This window comes from Azohydromonas aeria (assembly GCF_009760915.1).
In the GTDB taxonomy this organism is placed as follows: Bacteria; Pseudomonadota; Gammaproteobacteria; order Burkholderiales; family Burkholderiaceae_C; genus Azohydromonas; species Azohydromonas aeria.
Genome location: NZ_VIDQ01000028.1, coordinates 1 through 16377, shown reverse-complemented (window position 1 = coordinate 16377; position 16377 = coordinate 1). Strand labels below are relative to the sequence as shown.

The 16377-nt window shown below is 72.1% G+C and carries 19 protein-coding genes; 9 read left to right on the top strand and 10 right to left on the bottom strand.

What is annotated here, in order from left to right:
• Nucleotides 1–4 precede the first annotated feature (4 nt).
• The 5 genes from gspK to gspG all read right to left on the bottom strand — a co-directional run bounded on the left by gspK (nucleotide 5) and on the right by gspG (nucleotide 2972).
• On the bottom strand, nucleotides 5–1012 hold the full coding sequence (gene gspK / locus FJ694_RS17205) for a type II secretion system minor pseudopilin GspK (RefSeq protein ID WP_157268476.1): 1008 nt from the start codon (nucleotides 1010–1012) through the stop codon (nucleotides 5–7).
• A complete protein-coding gene (locus FJ694_RS17200) occupies nucleotides 1009–1644 on the bottom strand; it encodes a type II secretion system protein GspJ (RefSeq protein ID WP_157268475.1) in 636 nt (211 codons plus the stop codon). Before FJ694_RS17200 ends, gspK begins: the two co-directional genes overlap by 4 nt.
• Nucleotides 1645–1649: 5 nt before the next feature.
• Complete coding sequence (gene gspI / locus FJ694_RS17195; protein ID WP_157268474.1) at nucleotides 1650–2021, bottom strand: type II secretion system minor pseudopilin GspI; 372 nt, start codon at nucleotides 2019–2021, stop codon at nucleotides 1650–1652.
• Nucleotides 2018–2470, bottom strand: a complete 453-nt coding sequence (locus FJ694_RS17190) for a type II secretion system protein (RefSeq protein ID WP_157268473.1) — start codon at nucleotides 2468–2470, stop codon at nucleotides 2018–2020. Before FJ694_RS17190 ends, gspI begins: the two co-directional genes overlap by 4 nt.
• A gap of 67 nt (nucleotides 2471–2537) precedes the next feature.
• Nucleotides 2538–2972: a type II secretion system major pseudopilin GspG gene (gspG, locus tag FJ694_RS17185; RefSeq protein ID WP_157268472.1), complete on the bottom strand. Its 435-nt coding sequence runs from the start codon at nucleotides 2970–2972 to the stop codon at nucleotides 2538–2540.
• 42 nt (nucleotides 2973–3014) lie between these two features.
• Here gspG and FJ694_RS17180 point away from each other — a divergent pair, with 42 nt between their 5' ends.
• A complete protein-coding gene (locus tag FJ694_RS17180) occupies nucleotides 3015–3680 on the top strand; it encodes a type II secretion system protein N (protein ID WP_157268471.1) in 666 nt (221 codons plus the stop codon).
• 16 nt (nucleotides 3681–3696) lie between these two features.
• Here FJ694_RS17180 and ilvA read toward each other — a convergent pair whose 3' ends face one another.
• Nucleotides 3697–5265: a threonine ammonia-lyase, biosynthetic gene (gene ilvA, locus FJ694_RS17175; protein WP_157268470.1), complete on the bottom strand. Its 1569-nt coding sequence runs from the start codon at nucleotides 5263–5265 to the stop codon at nucleotides 3697–3699.
• Between the two features lie 365 nt (nucleotides 5266–5630).
• On the opposite strand from ilvA, the gene FJ694_RS17170 reads away from it, so the two are divergent.
• Nucleotides 5631–6053: an OsmC family protein gene (locus tag FJ694_RS17170; RefSeq protein ID WP_157268469.1), complete on the top strand. Its 423-nt coding sequence runs from the start codon at nucleotides 5631–5633 to the stop codon at nucleotides 6051–6053.
• A 28-nt stretch (nucleotides 6054–6081) separates the two neighbouring features.
• Here FJ694_RS17170 and coq7 read toward each other — a convergent pair whose 3' ends face one another.
• A complete protein-coding gene (gene coq7, locus FJ694_RS17165; protein WP_157268468.1) occupies nucleotides 6082–6729 on the bottom strand; it encodes a 2-polyprenyl-3-methyl-6-methoxy-1,4-benzoquinone monooxygenase in 648 nt (215 codons plus the stop codon).
• Nucleotides 6730–6970: 241 nt separating this feature from the next.
• On the opposite strand from coq7, the gene FJ694_RS17160 reads away from it, so the two are divergent.
• The gene (locus FJ694_RS17160; protein WP_157268467.1) at nucleotides 6971–8062 is read left to right on the top strand and encodes a porin; all 1092 of its coding nucleotides are present in this window, start codon (nucleotides 6971–6973) and stop codon (nucleotides 8060–8062) included.
• 176 nt (nucleotides 8063–8238) lie between these two features.
• On the opposite strand, the gene lysA is transcribed toward FJ694_RS17160, so the two are convergent.
• Both lysA and lptM read right to left on the bottom strand, forming a co-directional pair.
• The gene (lysA, locus tag FJ694_RS17155) at nucleotides 8239–9522 is read right to left on the bottom strand and encodes a diaminopimelate decarboxylase (RefSeq protein WP_157268466.1); all 1284 of its coding nucleotides are present in this window, start codon (nucleotides 9520–9522) and stop codon (nucleotides 8239–8241) included.
• Nucleotides 9519–9722: an LPS translocon maturation chaperone LptM gene (gene lptM / locus FJ694_RS17150; protein WP_157268465.1), complete on the bottom strand. Its 204-nt coding sequence runs from the start codon at nucleotides 9720–9722 to the stop codon at nucleotides 9519–9521. The genes lysA and lptM overlap by 4 nt, the downstream gene beginning before the upstream one ends.
• 21 nt (nucleotides 9723–9743) lie before the next feature.
• Between lptM and cyaY the strand changes: the two genes are divergently transcribed.
• Complete coding sequence (cyaY, locus tag FJ694_RS17145; RefSeq protein ID WP_157268464.1) at nucleotides 9744–10097, top strand: iron donor protein CyaY; 354 nt, start codon at nucleotides 9744–9746, stop codon at nucleotides 10095–10097.
• A gap of 102 nt (nucleotides 10098–10199) precedes the next feature.
• Here the strand turns inward: cyaY and FJ694_RS17140 are convergent, their stop codons facing one another.
• Nucleotides 10200–12575 (bottom strand): penicillin-binding protein 1A, encoded by a 2376-nt coding sequence (locus FJ694_RS17140; RefSeq protein WP_157268463.1) that lies wholly within the window; start codon nucleotides 12573–12575, stop codon nucleotides 10200–10202.
• Nucleotides 12576–12777: 202 nt separating this feature from the next.
• Between FJ694_RS17140 and pilM the strand changes: the two genes are divergently transcribed.
• The 5 genes from pilM to FJ694_RS17115 all read left to right on the top strand — a co-directional run.
• Complete coding sequence (gene pilM, locus FJ694_RS17135) at nucleotides 12778–13872, top strand: type IV pilus assembly protein PilM (RefSeq protein WP_232540082.1); 1095 nt, start codon at nucleotides 12778–12780, stop codon at nucleotides 13870–13872.
• Complete coding sequence (locus tag FJ694_RS17130) at nucleotides 13872–14504, top strand: PilN domain-containing protein (protein WP_157268462.1); 633 nt, start codon at nucleotides 13872–13874, stop codon at nucleotides 14502–14504. The genes pilM and FJ694_RS17130 overlap by 1 nt, the downstream gene beginning before the upstream one ends.
• An 11-nt stretch (nucleotides 14505–14515) precedes the next feature.
• Nucleotides 14516–15178, top strand: coding sequence for a type 4a pilus biogenesis protein PilO (pilO, locus tag FJ694_RS17125; RefSeq protein WP_157268461.1), 663 nt, complete (start codon nucleotides 14516–14518; stop codon nucleotides 15176–15178).
• On the top strand, nucleotides 15175–15723 hold the full coding sequence (locus FJ694_RS17120; protein WP_157268460.1) for a pilus assembly protein PilP: 549 nt from the start codon (nucleotides 15175–15177) through the stop codon (nucleotides 15721–15723). The genes pilO and FJ694_RS17120 overlap by 4 nt, the downstream gene beginning before the upstream one ends.
• A 32-nt stretch (nucleotides 15724–15755) precedes the next feature.
• On the top strand, nucleotides 15756–16377 hold a 622-nt coding region (locus FJ694_RS17115), incomplete at its 3' end, for a secretin and TonB N-terminal domain-containing protein (protein ID WP_232540081.1).

Genomic DNA, 16377 nt, shown 5'->3' with positions numbered 1-16377 from the left:
CACGTTAACGCGCCGGCGCGGCCGTGCCCGGCGGCGCCGTGATGGCGCTGACGCGCTCGCGCCGCTGCACCACGACCTCGTTCTGGACGCGCCTGACCAGCGAGCGCTCCTCCAGCACCTGGTCGCCCAGCCGCAGCCGGCCGCGCACTTCGAAGTAGTCGGACTTGACGTCGGTGAAGCTGAAGTCGGGTGGCGGCGTGGAGGAGAACAGCGCCGTGGCCTCGGCCACCGCCCTGAAGGGTTGCTGCTCGCGCCGCTGCACCAGGCGCTGCGCGCTGCCCAGGTCCAGCCCCTGCACGACCGCGGCCAGCACCTCGCGCGGCGCGGTGTTGAGGTTGACCTTGGTGCCTGGCACCGGCAGCACTACCACCAGCGGCGCGAGCTTGGCGAGCGTGGCCTCGTCCAGGCCCAGCCAGGTCATCTGGTCGAGGCTGCGGGGCATCAGCGGCGCCTGCGCGTCCGGCACCTCGGCCATGGCCAGCAGCAGCTGCCCGGCCAGTTGGTCCGCGAGTCCCGACGACAGCGAGGCCACGGTGAACAGCTTCTGCAGCACCAGCCGCTGCTTCGGATCGACTTCGAGCTTGCCCTGCTCGGTGGTGCGGATGAGGTTGCGCAGGTTGTAGCGCGCCTGCGCGTCGGTGATGTCCCCGGAGAGGAAAGCCTCCGGGCCGTCGTCGGCGTTGGCGCTGCGCTCCGCGGCCAGGAAGGTGGACAGCCGCGCCTCGGCCAGCGGCACGGCCCAGGGCTCGCCCAGGTGGTCCACCTGCGAGGTGCGGGTGTCCTCGCGCAGGATCAGCCGCGCCCAGTCCAGCGCACCGTTGAGGATCCAGGCCGATTGCGAGCGCGCCCGCTCGGCCGCCTCCACCTCCACCGCGCGCCACTGCTGCCACACCATGCCGGCGGCCAGCGTGGTCACCACCGTCACCAGGATCATCGCCACCAGCAGCGCGGCGCCGGACTGCGCGCGGCGGCGGCGCGGTGCGCCGAAAGCGAAGGCAGGCCGGGTCGTCATGGCGAGACCTGCGGGCCCAGCGCGATGGAGCGCGTCACCGTGCCCGGGCGCGGCCGCGTCAGCGACAGCAGCAGCCGCACGCCGCTGGGCAGTTCCGGCGCGGCATTCTGCGCGGCGCTGGCGGCCGGGTCGGCGGCGGCCACGTCGCCGCTGGACTGGGCATTGCTCCAGCCGTTGCGGCGGTAGAAATAGACCTGCAGCCCGGTGATGCCGTCGAGCAGCACCAGCTGGTTGGGCTCGTTGCCCAGCAACTGCTGGCTGCGCATCCACTGCTCCTGCAGGTCGCCGTAGCGCTGCACCACCGGGCTCGACCAGCGCAGCCAGCGCTGTTCGCGCAGCTGCCAGGCCACGAGCTGCACGCCGCCCTCGCTGGCGCGTGTCAGGCGCAGCGTGGCGCCGTCGAAGGTCAGGGCCGGCACGCCGCTCGTCTGGTAGAGCGCCTGCAGATCCGCCTCCCACTGTGCCAGCACGGTGTTGAGCCGCGCGGTGGCCTCGATGTTGGACTCGACGCCTTCGCGCGCGCGCGCCAGGCCGTCGATGCCGCGCCAGGCCAGGCCGGCCATCACCGACATCACCAGCAGCGCCACCAGCACCTCGACCAGCGTGAAACCGCCCGCGCGCGCGCGTCGCATGTCCTTCAGTACCTCGGCAGGATGGTGGAGAGCACCAGCAGGGTCAGGCCGGCCGTGTCGCTGACCACCGCGTCCACGCGCCGGAAGTTGGGGTTGGGCGTCGGGCGCACCTTGAGCAGGCCGTTGTAGCGCACGCCGAGCTGCTCGCAGGCGAAGTCGGTGTCGCCGATGCCGGGAAACTGGCGCGCCAGGCGCAGCTCGGTGAGCTGGTTCTCGGCGCACCACTGCGCGGCGCTGACCTCGGCCAGGCGCTGCGCGTTGCCGGCCAGCGAGCCGGCGGCCTTCATGCCCGCGCCCAGCGCGATGGCCACGATGGCCAGCGCCACGAGCACCTCGATGAGCGTGAAGCCCGCCGCCGCGGCGCGCCGTGGCCTCATGACGTGGGCGTCTCCACGACGGTGAACGGCCCCAGGCCGTCGGTGGCCAGCGTCAGGCTGCGCTGCTGCAGCCGCAGCACGATGCGCTGCGCGCCGATCAGCGGCTCGGGGCCCAGGCGCAGCGCGCGCGCGCCCACGATCTCGGCGCTGGTGCGCTCGTCGAGCCAGCGCGTGGGCATCTTCACCGCCGGCGGCAGCCCGACGAAGCGGAAGGCGCCGTCGGTGTTGCCCGGGCTGCCGAGCTCGAAGCGCGCGGCCAGGCCGGCGGCGCGCGCCTGGGCGCGGGCCGACTCCAGCAGCGCCGACAGCCGCGCGGCTTCCTGGTCCAGCGCCTTGGCGTCGGCGTCGCGCAGCGCCAGGCTGGTGACGCCGGCGGCGATGGCGATGATCGCCATCACCACCATCAGCTCGATCAGGGTGAAGCCGCGTTGCGCCGGGTGCCGGGTCATGGGAACAGCCGGGTGCAAGGCCGGGCGCGGCGGAGTCGGCGGCAAGCGTCGGTACGCCGCGACGGGCTTACTGCCAGGAGCCGATGTCGGCGTTGTTGCCCTCGCCGCCGGGCTGGCCGTCGGCGCCGAAGCTGAAGACGTCGATCTCGCCCTTCACGCCCGGGTTGACGTACTGGTAGGGGCGGCCCCAGGGGTCGTTGGGCAGCTTTTCCAGGTAGGGGCGCCAGTTCGGCGGCACGCTGCCGCTGGTGGGCTTGGCCACCAGCGCCTGCAGGCCCTGGCCCGCTTCGGGAAAGCGCAGGTTGTCGAGCTTGTAGAGCTTGAGCGCCTGCATCAGGTTGTTGACGTCGGTGCGCGCGGCCGTGACGCGGGCGTCGTCGGCACGGTTGAGCACGTTGGGCACGATCAGCGCCGCCAGCACGCCGATGATGACCAGCACCACCATCAGCTCGATGAGCGTGAAGCCGCGCTGGCGCCGCGGGACGGAAGAGGAAACAGGCATGGCTCACACGCAAGTCGGAAGGGGGGCCATGATAATCGGCGCATGCAAGCCCGCCTGTTCGCCTTTGTCCTCTGGGCCGCCGTGGCCGCCACGCTCGTGTTCTGGGCGTTGCGCCTGGGCCCGCGCGCACCGGCCGTGCCGGCGCAGGCGGTGGCGGTGTCCACGTCGGCGGGCGCGCGCGGCGACCTCGACCGGCTGCTGGGCCGCAACGCCCCGGTGGCGCAGGAGGAGCCGCAGGTCGCGCCCGACGCGGGCCGTTTCCAGCTCGTGGGCGTGGTCGCCGCCGGCGGCGGCGCACAGGGGCTGGCGCTGATCGCCGTGGACGGCAAGACGGCGCGCACCTACCGCGTCGGCGCGGTGGTGGACGAGCGCTATGTGCTGCAGTCGGTGCGCACGCGCGGCGCGACGCTGGGGCCGCGCGGCGGCCAGGGCGGCATCGAGCTGGAGCTGCCGCCGCTGCCCACGGCCAGCGTCGGCACGCTGCCGGCAGCCGGCACCGAGGAGCCGGCCGGCGCACTGCCCAACGGCCGCCCGCCGCTGCCGGGCGCCGCTGCCCCGCACAACCTGCCGCCGGGCCAGGCCTTCCAGGGCATGGCGAGGCAGCCGATTGCACCTCAAGACATGCCGCCGCAGGTGCAGGAGATGCCGGTGCCGCACCAGGACGTGGAGCCACCTCCGCCCGAGCCGGCGCCAGGGCAGGGCGGCTGACGCTGCCGCCGCGCCGTCAGCGCAGGAACAGCCGGTACACCGGGTTGTCGGTTTCGTCCACCCAGGGATAGTCCAGCGCGTCCAGGAAGCGCTTGAGCGCGGCGCGGTCGCCGCGCGGCACCTGGATGCCCACCAGGATGCGGCCATAGTCGGCGCCCTGGTTGCGGTAGTGGAAGAGGCTGATGTTCCAGTCCGGCTGCATCGCCTCCAGGAAGCGCATCAGCGCCCCCGGCCGCTCGGGGAAGGTGAAGCGGAACAGCCGCTCGTCGCGGGCCAGCTCCGAGCGCCCGCCCACCATGTGGCGCAGGTGCTGCTTGGCCAGCTCGTCGTCGGTCAGGTCCAGCGTCGTGAAGCCGTGGCGCTCAAAGCTGCGCGCGAGCTTGTCGGCGTCCTCGCGCTTGCTGATGCCCACGCCCACGAACACGTGCGCCTGCTGCTGGTCGGAGATGCGGTAGTTGAACTCCGTGACCTGGCGCGGATGCGCCGGCGTGCCGATCAGCTCGCAAAAGCGCCGGAACGAGCCGCGCTCCTCGGGGATCGTCACGGCGAACAGCGCCTCGCGGTGCTCGCCCACCTCGGCGCGCTCGGCCACGAAGCGCAGCCGGTCGAAGTTCATGTTGGCGCCGCAGGTGATGGCGGCGAAGGTGCGGCCCTTGAGCTTGTGCTGCTCGACGTACTTCTTGATCGCCGCCACGCCCATCGCGCCCGAGGGCTCGACGATGCTGCGCGTGTCCTGGAACACGTCCTTGATGGCGGCGCAGACCTCGTCGTTGTCCACCACCACGAAGTCGTCCACCAGCTCGCGCGCGAGGCGGAAGGTTTCCTCGCCCACGAGCTTGACGGCGGTGCCGTCGGCAAACAGGCCCACGTCGCCCAGCTGCACGCGCTTTTTCGCACGCACCGAGCGCAGCATGGCGTCGGAGTCGGTGGTCTGCACGCCGATGACCTGGATCTCCGGGCGCACCGCCTTGATGTAAGCGGCCACGCCGCTGATGAGGCCGCCGCCGCCGATGGCCACGAACACCGCGTCGAGCGGGCCCTGGTGCTGGCGCAGCAGCTCCATGGCGATGGTGCCCTGGCCGGCGATGACGTCCGGATCGTCGAAGGGATGCACGAAGGTCAGGCCGCGCTCCTTTTCAAGCGCGCTGGCATGCAGCGCGGCGTCGGAGTAGCTGTCGCCGTGCAGCACGACCTCGCCGCCGAGCTGCTGCACGGCGTCGATCTTCACGCGCGGGGTGGTCACGGGCATGACGATCACGGCCTTGCAGCCCAGCCGCTTGGCGCTCAGCGCCACGCCCTGGGCGTGGTTGCCGGCGGAGGCGCAGATCACGCCGCGCGCCAGCTGCTCGGCCGTCAGGTGCGCCATCTTGTTGTAGGCCCCGCGCAGCTTGAAGCTGAACACCGGCTGCTGGTCCTCGCGCTTGAGCAGCACCTGGTTGCCCAGGCGGCGCGAGAGGCTGCGCGCCGCATCCAGCGGCGACTCCACCGCCACGTCGTAGACCTTCGCGGTCAGTATCTTCTTCAGGTAGTCCGGCGCGGGGGCCGCGGCCTTGCGGCGCTGTGCAGGGGGTCGGCGGCCGACCATGGGATGGCTCCTTGGCTGTTTATCGACTAACGGGGCGCAAGATCATAAGCGCCGCTCATGAGTGGGCCGGCATGCGCAGCTGGCGACGAGACCGAAAAGCACCCGGCCAAAAAAAAGCCCAGGGTGTTTGCCCTGGGCTTGAATCCACCAATGGAGGAGGTGGAGGAGACAACCTTCAGTCTGCAAGCTTCGGAACTTTCTCCGGGAATGTCCCGATGCAGACAACGCCTTCAGTGTATCCACGTTTTTGCTGCACTGCAAGAACCTCATCAGCAAAAACCCGCATGCCTGCCTCAAGCCGGGCCGGGCAGCGTTGCAAAATGCGCACTTTGCAGTGAGGGGTCCCCGCTGCGGGGCTTGCGACGATGGAATGCACGATCAACTGGGTGCCGGCCAGCGGCATGGCTTTCGTGGCCGAGACGGGCAGCGGCCACCTGCTGACCATGGACGGCGCGCCCGATGGCGGCGGCCGCAACCTGGCACCGCGTCCGATGGAGACGCTGCTGGCCGGCGCCGGCGCGTGCACCGCGTATGACGTGGTGCTGATCCTCAAGCGCGGACGCCACGAGGTCAGCGGCTGCCAGCTCAAGGTGACCTCCGAGCGCGCCCCGGTCGATCCGAAGGTGTTCACGAAGATCCACCTGCACTTCATCGTCAGCGGCCGCAATCTGCCGGCCGCGGCGGTGGAGCGCGCCATCGCGCTGTCGCACGAGAAGTACTGCTCGGCCACCATCATGCTCGGCCGCACCGCCGAGGTGAGCACGGGCTACGAGATCGTCGAGGCCTGAGCCCGGACGCGCCGGGCTCGGGCCCGGTTCAGATGTAGTGCGCCGTGGTCGTCATGACTTTGGCCGCGGCGCGCATGAGCCCGCGCACGGGCGCGGGCAGCTCCAGGCCGCCGGCGGCCAGGGCGTTGTCGGCGTGGCGGGCCTCGTCGAGCTTCATCTGCTCGACGATGGCGCGCGAGGCGGTGTCGCCTTCAGGCAGGCGCTGCAGGTGGCTGGCCAGGTGCTGCTCCACCTGGCGCTCGGTTTCGACGACGAAGCCCAGGCTGACGCGGTCGCCCAGCCGCCCGGCCAGCAGCCCGATGCCGAAGGCGCCCGCGTACCACAGCGGATTGAGCAGGCTCGGCCGCGAGCCCAGTTCGTCGAGTCGCTGCTGCGTCCAGGCCAGGTGGTCGATCTCCTCGCGCGCGGCCTGCGCCATCTGCTCGCGCAACTGCGCCGAGCGTGCAGTCAGCGCCTGCGCCTGGTAGAGCGCCTGGGCGCAGACCTCGCCCACGTGATTGACGCGCATCAGCGCGCCGGCCTCGCGTTTTTGCTCATCGCTCAGCGGTGTGGCCGGTTCGGCCGTCGCGCCCGCGGCCGGCACGGGCTGGGCCGCGTGCACGCTGCTGGTCACGGTGCGCAACGCGCGGTCGAGCGAAGTCAGCCAGAGGTCGAGGGGACTGGGCGAGCGGGACATGGGTGTGGCGGCGGTCGGTGAGCCCAAAAGTATGGCATCGCGATGACCCGGGGCGCCCGTTGTGCGCAGGCAACAGGCCTGACCGCTTTTTGGCCGCTTTCCTTGGCAAGCCGAAACCCCGTCTGGTGCAATAGCGCCAGCTTCCGCTGAGGAGGTTGGCCTGATCAGCACTTCAGGCGCCTGTCGTCGAGGGCGCCGCATCGGGACCACTCGTTCACAACCCTGGATGGAGATACTGCATATGAAGAAATCCCTGATCGCCCTGGCTGCGCTGGGTGCGTTCGCCGGTGCTGCCTCGGCCCAATCGTCGGTCACGCTGTACGGCCTGGTGGATCTGAGCTATCAGTACACGAAGGCTGGTGATGACGCACCTCTGGCTGGCGACAGCGTCAGCCGCCTGACTGATGGCACTGCTTACGGCCCGGGTTCGCGCTGGGGTCTGCGTGTGTCGGAAGATCTGGGTTCTGGCCTGAAGGCCAACGTGGTCCTGGAGTCGGGCTTCAATGCCGATGACGGCACGGGTGCTCAAGGCGCTCTGTTTGGCCGCCAAGCCTTCGTTTCGCTGGCTTCCGCTGTTGCGGGCGAAGTCCGTCTGGGTCGGCAGTACACCCTGCACGATGAAGTGCAGGTCCTGAACAACCCGTTCGGCAACTCCACGGTGCTGAACCCGGGTGCTGGCGCCTTCGGCAATACCGCCGCCGGGCGCGTTCCGCTGTTCATCGACGCGGTGCGTCAGAACAACGCCATCCAGTACATCTCGCCGAGCTTTGGCGGCTTCCGCCTGCAGGGCATGGTCGCGCTGGACGAGTCGTCGGGTACGGGCACCGGCACCGATCGGTACTACGGCATCAAGGGCACGTATGGCCAAGGCCCGCTCAACGTGGCGCTGTCCTACGAGCAGAGCAAGGACAAGGACGGCGGTGCCGGCGGTGGCACGGTCAACAAGATCGCGTCGCTGGGTGCCAACTACGACTTCGGCGTTGCCAAGGTATTCGCTGGCTACCAGCAGGGCAAGGATCTGGCGGCTGGCCCCGGCTTCGCTGGCTCCCTTGCTACTCCCGACCTCGTCGGCGCGGTCACCAAGCTGAAGGCGTTCACGGTTGGCGCTTCGGTGCCTTTCGGTGCCTTCACCGTGGGTGCGAATTACACCAAGTCCAAGCTTGAGAACGCGGCGGGTGCCGACACCGACTTGGCCAAGGCTGGCCTCGTGGCGACCTACTCCCTGTCCAAGACGACCACCGTCTACACCGGCTACGCTCAAGCTCTGGGCGACCTGAAGGACGACGTCAACGAGAAGCGCGTCTTCCAACTGGGCCTGCGCAAGGCCTTCTGATCGAACGGCATCAGAACTCCCGGGCCGGCTCGTCCAGCGGCCCGAGTCTCAAGGCGTCCCTCGGGGCGCCTTTTTCATTGCCGAAGTTGCCACCGCAACGCAAGGCATGAAAAAGCCGCCGGCCCCCTCGCGGGGCACGGCGGCTTCGTGCCGCTGGTTCAGGAGGCGGCTCGGGCTCAGCCGATGAGCCGCTCCTGCGCGAACAGCTCCTCGACCTTCTCGCGCTCGCGGATGCGCCAGGCCTGCGCGCCCTCGACCATCACCTCCGCCGCGCGCGGCCGGGTGTTGTAGTTGCTCGCCATGCTCATGCCGTAGGCGCCCGCGGACAGCACCGCCAGCACGTCGCCCTCGCGCACGGCCAGCTCGCGCTCACGGCCGAGCCAGTCGCCGCTCTCGCACACCGGGCCAACCACGTCCCAGGTCTCCACCGGCACGTCGGCGCGCTCGGCGCAGGGCACGATCGCCATCCAGGCCTCGTACATGGCCGGGCGCATCAGGTCGTTCATGGCCGCGTCGACGATGCAGAAGTGCTTGCCTTCCACTTCCGAGGGCTTCAGGTACTGCACCTCGGTCAGCAGCACGCCGGCGTTGCCCACCAGCGAGCGCCCGGGCTCCAGCAGGATCTCGCGGTGCCCGTGGCCGCGCGCGTCGATGCGCGCCAGCAGCGCCGCCACCAGCACGTCGGGCGCCGGCGGCGCCTCGTCGGCGTAGGTGATGCCCAGCCCGCCGCCCAGGTCCAGGTGGTGCAGCGCGATGCCCTGCGCCTCCAGCGCCTCGACCAGGTCGAGCATGCGGTCCAGCGCGTCGAGGTAGGGCTCGATCTCGGTGATCTGCGAGCCGATGTGGAAGTCGATGCCCACCGGCTCGATGCCCGGCAGCGCCGCGGCATGCCGGTACACCTGCAGCGCGCGCTGGTGGCTGATGCCGAACTTGTTGCTCTTGAGCCCGGTGGAGATGTAGGGGTGCGTCCTGGCGTCCACGTCCGGATTGACGCGCAGGCTCACCGGCGCGCGCCGGCCCATGCCGTGGGCCACCTGCGACAGCCGGTCCAGCTCGGCCTCGCTCTCGACGTTGAAGCAGCGCACGCCGGCTTCGAGCGCCTGGCGCATCTCCGCGGGCGTCTTGCCCACGCCCGAGAACACGACCTTGGCCGGGTCGCCGCCGGCGGCCAGCACGCGCTGGAGCTCGCCGCCGGAGACGATGTCGAAGCCGCAGCCGGCCTGCGCGAACAGCTGCAGCACCGCCAGGCTGGAATTGGCCTTCATGGCATAGCACAGCAGGTGCGGCCGGCCGGCGAGGGCGCGCTCGTAGGCCGCCAGCGCCGCGCGCATCGCGCCGCGCGAGTACACGTACAGCGGCGTGCCGTGCTCGCGCGCGAGATCGTCGAGCGCGCAATCTTCGAGCTGGAGCCGGCCGTCGGCGCGGCGCTGCAGGAACGGGGCTCCGGGCAGCGCGCTCATCGCTGGGCCCCCGTGCCGGTGGCCGCCGCCGAGGCGGCGGGAGCGACAGCGCCGGCCGCCGCGGGCGGTTGCGCGGGCAGGGTCAGCGGCCCCTTCTGGCCGCAGGCCGCCAGGCTCAGCAATGCACCCACGGCCAGCGGCAGCATGGCCACCGGGCCGCCGCGGCGCGCCGCTACACTCGTTCGAAGCTTCGTAGTCATCCTGAAATTTTATAGACCGCCATGAGCGACTCCCCCGCAGACCGCCTCTCCGACGCCGACTATCACCGCCTCAGCCATGCCGTGCTGGCCGGCGTGGAGGCGCAGATCGACCGCTGGCTGCAGGACGACGTGGTCGACATCGACGGCGCGCGCACCGGCGGGCTGCTGGAGCTGTCCTTTCCCGGCGGCAGCAAGATCGTGCTCAACACCCAGCCGCCGCTGCAGGAGCTGTGGCTGGCCGCGCGCAGCGGCGGCTACCACTTCCACCACAGCGCCGGGCGCTGGATCGACCGCAACGGCCGCGAGTTCTTCGACGTCCTTTCCGAGGCCGCCACCGCGCAGGCCGGCAAGCCGCTGCGCTTCACCGCGCCCTGACCAGGCCGGCTCTGCGGAACGCGGCCCCGCACAGCAGGGCCTGATGCGACGACGCCGGCTCCCGGGCCGGCGTCGCGCCGTGAAGAGGCCGTGGTCCCGGGCTCAGCGCCGGAACAGGTCCAGGATCGAGTTGCGCTCCTCCTCGGAAGCCGCCGGCGCGGCGCTGGGCGGCGGGCGGTCGCTCAGGCCCACGCCGCTGACGCCCTCGCCGTGGGCGTATTCCTCGTAGAACCACTCGCCGCCCTGGTTCACCACGCCCGGAGGCACGTCGAACTCCTGCACCGGCGTGCCGCGCAGCGCGCGGCCCATGAACTCGATCCACACCGGCAGCGCCAGCCCGCCGCCGGTTTCGCGGTCGCCGAGCTTGCGCGGCTGGTCGTAGCCGATCCACACCACCGCCACCAGCGAGGGCTGGAAGCCGCCGAACCAGGCGTCCATCGAGTCGTTGGTGGTGCCGGTCTTGCCGTAGAGGTCCGGGCGCTTGAGCGTGGCCTGCGCCTTGGCGGCGGTGCCCGAGCGCGTGATCTCCTGCAGCAGGCTGTTCATCACGAAGGCGTTGCGCGCGCTGATGACGCGGTTGCTCTCGCTGGGCACCTGCGCCGGGCTGTCGTGCAGCACGCGGCCGTCGGCGTCGGTGATGCGGCGGATGAGCACCGGGTTGAGCAGGTGGCCGCCGTTGGCGAAGACGCCGTAGGCGCTGGCCATCTGCATCGGCGTCACCGCGCCCGCGCCCAGCGCCATGGTCAGGTAAGCGGGGTGCTTTTCCGCCTCGAAGCCGAAGCGCGTGACCCACTGCTGCGCGTTGCCCGCGCCCACGTGCTGCAGCACGCGGATCGAGACCATGTTCTTGGACTTGGCCAGCGCGCGGCGCAGCGTCATGGGCCCGTCGAACATGCCATCGTAGTTCTTGGGCTCCCAGGGCTGGCTGCCGGTGGTGCCCGCGTCGAAGAACAGCGGCGCGTCGTTGACGACGGTGGCGGGCGTGAAACCCTTTTCCAGCGCCGCCGAGTAGATGAACGGCTTGAAGCTGGAGCCGGGCTGGCGCCAGGCCTGCGTGACGTGGTTGAACTTGTTCTTGCGCCAGTCGAAGCCGCCCACCAGCGCGCGAATCGAGCCGTCCCGCGGGTCCAGTGCCACGAACGCGCCCTCGACCTCGGGCAGCTGCGTCAGCGTCCAGGCGTCCTTGGGTCCCTTGATGGCGCGCACCACCGCGCCGCGCCGGATCTGCTTCTGCGCCGCCGCCTTGTCCGAGAGTCCGGAGGCCACGGGCTTGAGCCCGTCGCCGGTGACGGTGATCGACTCGCCCGACTGCAGCACCGCCACCACCTTGCGCGGCGAGGCCTCCAGCACCACCGCGGCGCGCAGGTCGTCGTTGTCCGGGTGCTCGTTGAGGGCCTCGGCAATGCGCAGGTCCAGCTCCCTGGGATCGGCGGGCAGGTCCACGTAGGCTTCGGGGCCGCGATAGACCTGGCGCCGCTCGTAGTCCAGCAGGCCCCGGCGCAGCGCCTGGTAGGCCGCCTTCTGGTCCTCGGCATTGAGCGTGAGCTGCACGTTGAAGCCGCGCGTGTAGGCCTCGTCGCCGTACTGGCTGAAGAGCAGCTGCCGCGCGGTCTCGGCCACGTACTCGGCATGCACGGACACGTCGCGCGGCGTGCGGTAGTGCAGCTCTTCGCGCTTGGCCGCATCGTGCTGCGCCTGCGTGATGAAGCCGCCGTCGAGCATGCGCTCGATGATGTACTGCTGGCGGATCGTGGCGCGGCGCGGGTTGGCGACGGGGTTGTAGGCCGAGGGCGCCTTGGGCAGCCCGGCCAGCATCGCGGCCTCGGCCACCGTGATGTTCTCCAGCGGCTTGCCGAAGTACGTTTCGGCCGCGGCGGCGAAGCCGTAGGCGCGCTGGCCCAGGTAGATCTGGTTCATGTACAGCTCCAGGATGCGTTCCTTGGAGAGCTGCCGCTCGATCTTGAGCGCGAGCAGGATCTCGTAGATCTTGCGCGTGAAGGTCTTCTCGCTGGAGAGGTAGAAGTTGCGCGCCACCTGCATCGTGATGGTGGAGGCGCCCTGGCTGCGCGCCTCGCCGAAGTTGGCCAGGCCGGCGCGGATCACGCCCAGGTAGTCCACGCCGCCGTGCTGGTAGAAGCGGGCGTCCTCGATGGCCAGCACCGCGTCCTGCATCACCTTCGGGATCTGCGCGATGGGCACGAAGCGCCGGCGCTCCTCGCCGAACTCGCCCAGCATCACGCCGTCGGCGGAGTAGATGCGCATGGGCAGCTTGGGCCGGTAGTCGGTCAGGCCGTCGATCTGCGGCAGCTGCGGATAGGCCACCGCCAGCGCGATGACGACCAGCACCGCGGCCGACGCCGCCAGCGCCACGCCGGTGCCCAGCAGGAACAGCAGCGGGCGCAGCAGCCAGCGCGACACGGCACTGCGGCGCACGGGGGTGGAGGGGGAAGAGGAGGGCGCACGCCCGGGGTCGGTCATGGGTCGGGCTCGGCCAGGCAAAGACCGCAAATTATAGGAAGTGCCTCCCAAAGGCCCGGCGCCGCACGGCAATGCCCGGTCCCGGGCACGTGCCGCCCGCCGCCGCTGCGGGGCAACCCTTGCGCTGTTTTCCCCTAGTGATCCGTCCGGACCCCTTGCATAGGATTGGGTTACTTATGGATACAACAGGTTTCCAGTGAAGGTGTCGCGGCAAGCCTTGCTGCACTGGCTGCGGCCGGGTCGCCATCCCGCGCCCTTGCTCGGGGTGGACCTGGGCAGCCACGGCGTGCGGCTGGTGGAGCTGGGCGGCAGCGCGGGGCAGCCGGTGCTGGCGTGCGCCTTGCGCGAGCCGCTGCAGGTTGGATGGATCAGGAATGGCCAGGTCGAGGACTTCGACGCCGTGGCCGAGGCCGTGCGCCGCGCGGTGCGGCGCAGCGGCACGCGCACGCGCCGGGCCGCGCTGGCACTGCCCGCTGCCGGCGTGATCACGCAGCGGCTGCGCCTGCCCGCCGGCCTGGACGGCGCCGCGCTGGAGCAGCGGGTCGCGTCCGAGGCGCAGCCGCAACTGCCCTTCGAGCCCGAAGAGGCGTGCCTGGACTTCTGCGCGCTGGGTCCGGCCGGCGAGGGCGAGCTGGAGTGGCTGGTCGTGGCCTCGCGCCAGGACCGGGTGCAGGACCGCCAGGGCCTGGCCGAGGCCGCCGGGCTGGAGCCGGTGCTGCTCGACGTCGAATCCCACGCCGTGCACCGTGCCGTGGCGCGCCTGGTGGCACGGTGGCCGGCGCCGGAAGGGGAAGGCACCGGGACACCCGCCGCGCCGGTGGCCCTGTTCGACATCGGCGCCTTCGCCACCACGCTGAAGCTGTTGCGCGGCGAGGACGGCCTCTACGAGCGCCACCTGCCCGTGGGCGGCGCGCAGTTCACGCGGCTGATCGCGGGCCGCTGCGGCTTGGGCTTCGACGCCGCGGAGCAGGCCAAGCTGGCCGGCACGCTGCCGCCGGACCTGGCGCCCGCGCTGCAGGCCGACTTCGTGGACGGGCTGGCGCAGGAGCTGGCGCGGGCGCTGCAGATCGGCTTCGCCAGCGGCCCGTGCCAGCGCGTGCGCGGCGTGCTGCTGGCCGGCGCCACGGCCACGCTGCCCGGGCTGGCGCCGCGCGTAAGCCAGCTCACCGGCTTCGAGACGCGGCTGGCCGACCCGTTCGACGGTTTCACGATCGGCCTGGGCGCATGGCCGGCGGCGCACGAGGCCGGCGGCTTCCTCACGGCTTGCGGCCTGGCGCTGCGCCGTTTCCTGCCGTGATGGGCATCGGCATCAACCTGCTGCCGCACCGCGAGGCGCGGCGCCAGCGCCGGCGCCGTGCCTGGCGCGCGGCGCTGGCCGCGTCGGCCGGCGTGGGGCTGCTGGTGGCCCTGCTGGGATACGCCGCGCTGCAGCAGCGCACCGCGGCGCAGCAGCGGCGCAACGATCTGCTCATGGCGGAGGCGGCCGCGCTGGAGGCGCCGCTGCAGGCCGCCGCCCGGTTGCGCGCGGACATCGCCGCGCTGCAATCGCGCCGGCAGGCCCTGCTGGCGCTGCAGTTCGAGCGCCGGCGCCCGGTGCTGCTGCTGCAGGCGCTCTCGCGCCATGCCGGCGCGGGCGTGCAGCTGACCTCGCTGCGCCAGCGCGGCGACCGCGTCACCCTCGGCGGCGTCGCCCTGGGCAGCGCCGAGGTGGCAGCGCTGGTCAGCACGCTGGCCGGCGCGGCGCCGGTGCTGCGGCAGCCGACGCTTGTGGAGCTCAAGGCCGCGGCGCCGACGGCCGCGGCGCCGCGGCGCTTCGAGTTCGCGATCGAGCTGCGGCTGCAGTCCGCGGCCGAGGCCCTGTCCGACTCCGCCCCGGTGGCCGACCCGCCCGCCCCGGCCGGCGCCCGCCCGGCCGGCGCCGTCTCCTGAGCGCCATGCCCATGACCGACTCCCGCCCGGCCCGGCCCGGACTCGCCCGCGCGCTGGCGCAGTGCCGCCATCTGGACTGGCGCGAGCCCGGCCTGTGGCCGCCGCTGCCGCGCCGGGCGCTGTGCGTGCTGGTGGCGCTGCTGGCGGCGCTGCCGGCCTGGACGCTGCTGTCCGCCGGCGCCGAGGACGATCTGCAAGCCGCCCGTGCCCGCGAGCCCGCGCTGCGCCAGGCGCTGGTGGAGCGCCTCGCCCAGGCCGCGCAGGGGACGCCGCTGCAGCGCCGGCGCCAGGCGCTGCAGGACGAGGTGGCTGCACTGGAGCGTGACCTGCCGCCCGGCGTGGAACTCGATGCGCTTCTGGCCGCGCTGCACCGCGCCGCGCTGCGGCAGGGGCTGCAGGTGGAGCTGATCCGGCCCGAGCCTGCCTCCGGCAAGGCCGGCGCCGACGACGCGCCCGTCGCGCTGCGCTTGTCAGGGGGGTATCACGCGCTGGGCGCCTTTGCCGCCGAGGTCGCGGCGCTGGCGCCGCCGGTGACGCTGCATGAGCTGCAACTCGGCGCCAACGCGCGCGACGCGGCGCTGACGCTCGAAGCCACGGCGCGCGGCCACCGGCGCCCGGACGCCGCCGCGGCGGCACGCTTGGCCGCGCCGGCCGCCCGGGAGATGCGCCCATGACAACACGCCCGGCCGCCGTCCTCCTGGCCCTGCTGGGCGCCGCGCTGCTGTCGGCTTGCCAGCGCGAGCCGGACGACCTGCGCGACTGGATCGCCGCGCAGCGCCAGGCGGCTTCCGCGCCGACGCTGCCGCCCCTGGCGCTGTCCGGGCTGCCGGCGCTGCCGGCCTGGGACAGCGATGCGGGGCCGGACCCTTTCGATCCGCGCCGCCTGGAGCCAAACGCCGCCACGGCGGCGGCTGCCGCGTCCGAGCCCGGCGCGCTGCCGGCGACGGAGCAGCGCCGCACGGCTGAACCGCTGGAGGCGTACCCGCTGGAGTCTCTGCGCATGGTCGGCACGCTGCAGCGCGGCGGGCGCATCCACGCGCTGGTGCAGGCGCCGGGACTGCTGCTGGCCGTGCAGCCCGGCGACCACCTCGGCACGAACCGGGGCCGCATCACACGCATCACGGAGAAATCGGTTCAGCTGCGCGAATGGGTGCGCGACAGCGGCGGCGGCTGGAGCGAGCGCGGCGCCACGCTGGAACTGCAGGAGGCATCGCGATGAGTCCACGAGCAGTTCCCAGGGGCCTCCGCCCCTTGATCAGCCTGCTGGCCGGGCTGCTGCCTTTCACCTGCGTCGCCGTGGCGGCGCAGGAAACCCCCACCGTCGCCACCGCCGTCGCTGCCCCGGCCGCAGCGTCCGCGACGGTGGCAGCGACAGCGGCGGCCACGGCCGTGCGCCCCATTCCCGGCGCGGCGGCCAGCTACAGCGGCGAGAAGCTGTCGCTGAACTTCCAGAACATCGACGTTCGCTCGGTGCTGCAGGTCATCGGCAACTACACGGGGCTGAATTTCGTCGCCAGCGACAGCGTCACCGGCGCCATCACGCTGCGCCTGAAGGACGTGCCCTGGGACCAGGCCCTGGACACCATCCTGCAGGCCAAGGGGCTGTCGATGCGCCGCAGCGGCGAGGTGGTGTGGGTGGCACCGCGCGAGGAGGTGCTGGCGCGCGAGGCGCTGGAGCTGGAGGCGCGGCAGAAGATCGCCGATCTGGAGCCGGTGCACACCCGCGCCTTCCAGCTCAACTACGCCAAGGCCGAGGCCGTGGCGCGCGCCCTGGGCGGGCAGAACCTGGCGCCGCCGCCGGGCGGGCCCGGCACGGCCACCGCCGCGGCGCTGGCGCCGCTGCTGGCCGCGGGCGGGGCAGGCGGCCTGGGCG

Excerpts from the sequence above, each read along its gene's own strand:
- FJ694_RS17140 (WP_157268463.1), bottom strand. The coding sequence starts at position 12,575 with ATGACCGACCCCGGGCGTGCGCCCTCCTCTTCCCCCTCCACCCCCGTG.
- FJ694_RS17120 (WP_157268460.1), top strand. The coding sequence starts at position 15,175 with ATGACAACACGCCCGGCCGCCGTCCTCCTGGCCCTGCTGGGCGCCGCG.
- gspK (WP_157268476.1), bottom strand. The coding sequence starts at position 1,012 with ATGACGACCCGGCCTGCCTTCGCTTTCGGCGCACCGCGCCGCCGCCGC.
- FJ694_RS17190 (WP_157268473.1), bottom strand. The coding sequence starts at position 2,470 with ATGACCCGGCACCCGGCGCAACGCGGCTTCACCCTGATCGAGCTGATG.
- gspG (WP_157268472.1), bottom strand. The coding sequence starts at position 2,972 with ATGCCTGTTTCCTCTTCCGTCCCGCGGCGCCAGCGCGGCTTCACGCTC.
- pilO (WP_157268461.1), top strand. The coding sequence starts at position 14,516 with ATGACCGACTCCCGCCCGGCCCGGCCCGGACTCGCCCGCGCGCTGGCG.
- FJ694_RS17160 (WP_157268467.1), top strand. The coding sequence starts at position 6,971 with ATGAAGAAATCCCTGATCGCCCTGGCTGCGCTGGGTGCGTTCGCCGGT.
- ilvA (WP_157268470.1), bottom strand. The coding sequence starts at position 5,265 with ATGGTCGGCCGCCGACCCCCTGCACAGCGCCGCAAGGCCGCGGCCCCC.
- lysA (WP_157268466.1), bottom strand. The coding sequence starts at position 9,522 with ATGAGCGCGCTGCCCGGAGCCCCGTTCCTGCAGCGCCGCGCCGACGGC.
- FJ694_RS17200 (WP_157268475.1), bottom strand. The coding sequence starts at position 1,644 with ATGCGACGCGCGCGCGCGGGCGGTTTCACGCTGGTCGAGGTGCTGGTG.
- FJ694_RS17180 (WP_157268471.1), top strand. The coding sequence starts at position 3,015 with ATGCAAGCCCGCCTGTTCGCCTTTGTCCTCTGGGCCGCCGTGGCCGCC.
- FJ694_RS17130 (WP_157268462.1), top strand. The coding sequence starts at position 13,872 with ATGGGCATCGGCATCAACCTGCTGCCGCACCGCGAGGCGCGGCGCCAG.
- gspI (WP_157268474.1), bottom strand. The coding sequence starts at position 2,021 with ATGAGGCCACGGCGCGCCGCGGCGGCGGGCTTCACGCTCATCGAGGTG.
- lptM (WP_157268465.1), bottom strand. The coding sequence starts at position 9,722 with ATGACTACGAAGCTTCGAACGAGTGTAGCGGCGCGCCGCGGCGGCCCG.
- cyaY (WP_157268464.1), top strand. The coding sequence starts at position 9,744 with ATGAGCGACTCCCCCGCAGACCGCCTCTCCGACGCCGACTATCACCGC.
- coq7 (WP_157268468.1), bottom strand. The coding sequence starts at position 6,729 with ATGTCCCGCTCGCCCAGTCCCCTCGACCTCTGGCTGACTTCGCTCGAC.
- FJ694_RS17170 (WP_157268469.1), top strand. The coding sequence starts at position 5,631 with ATGGAATGCACGATCAACTGGGTGCCGGCCAGCGGCATGGCTTTCGTG.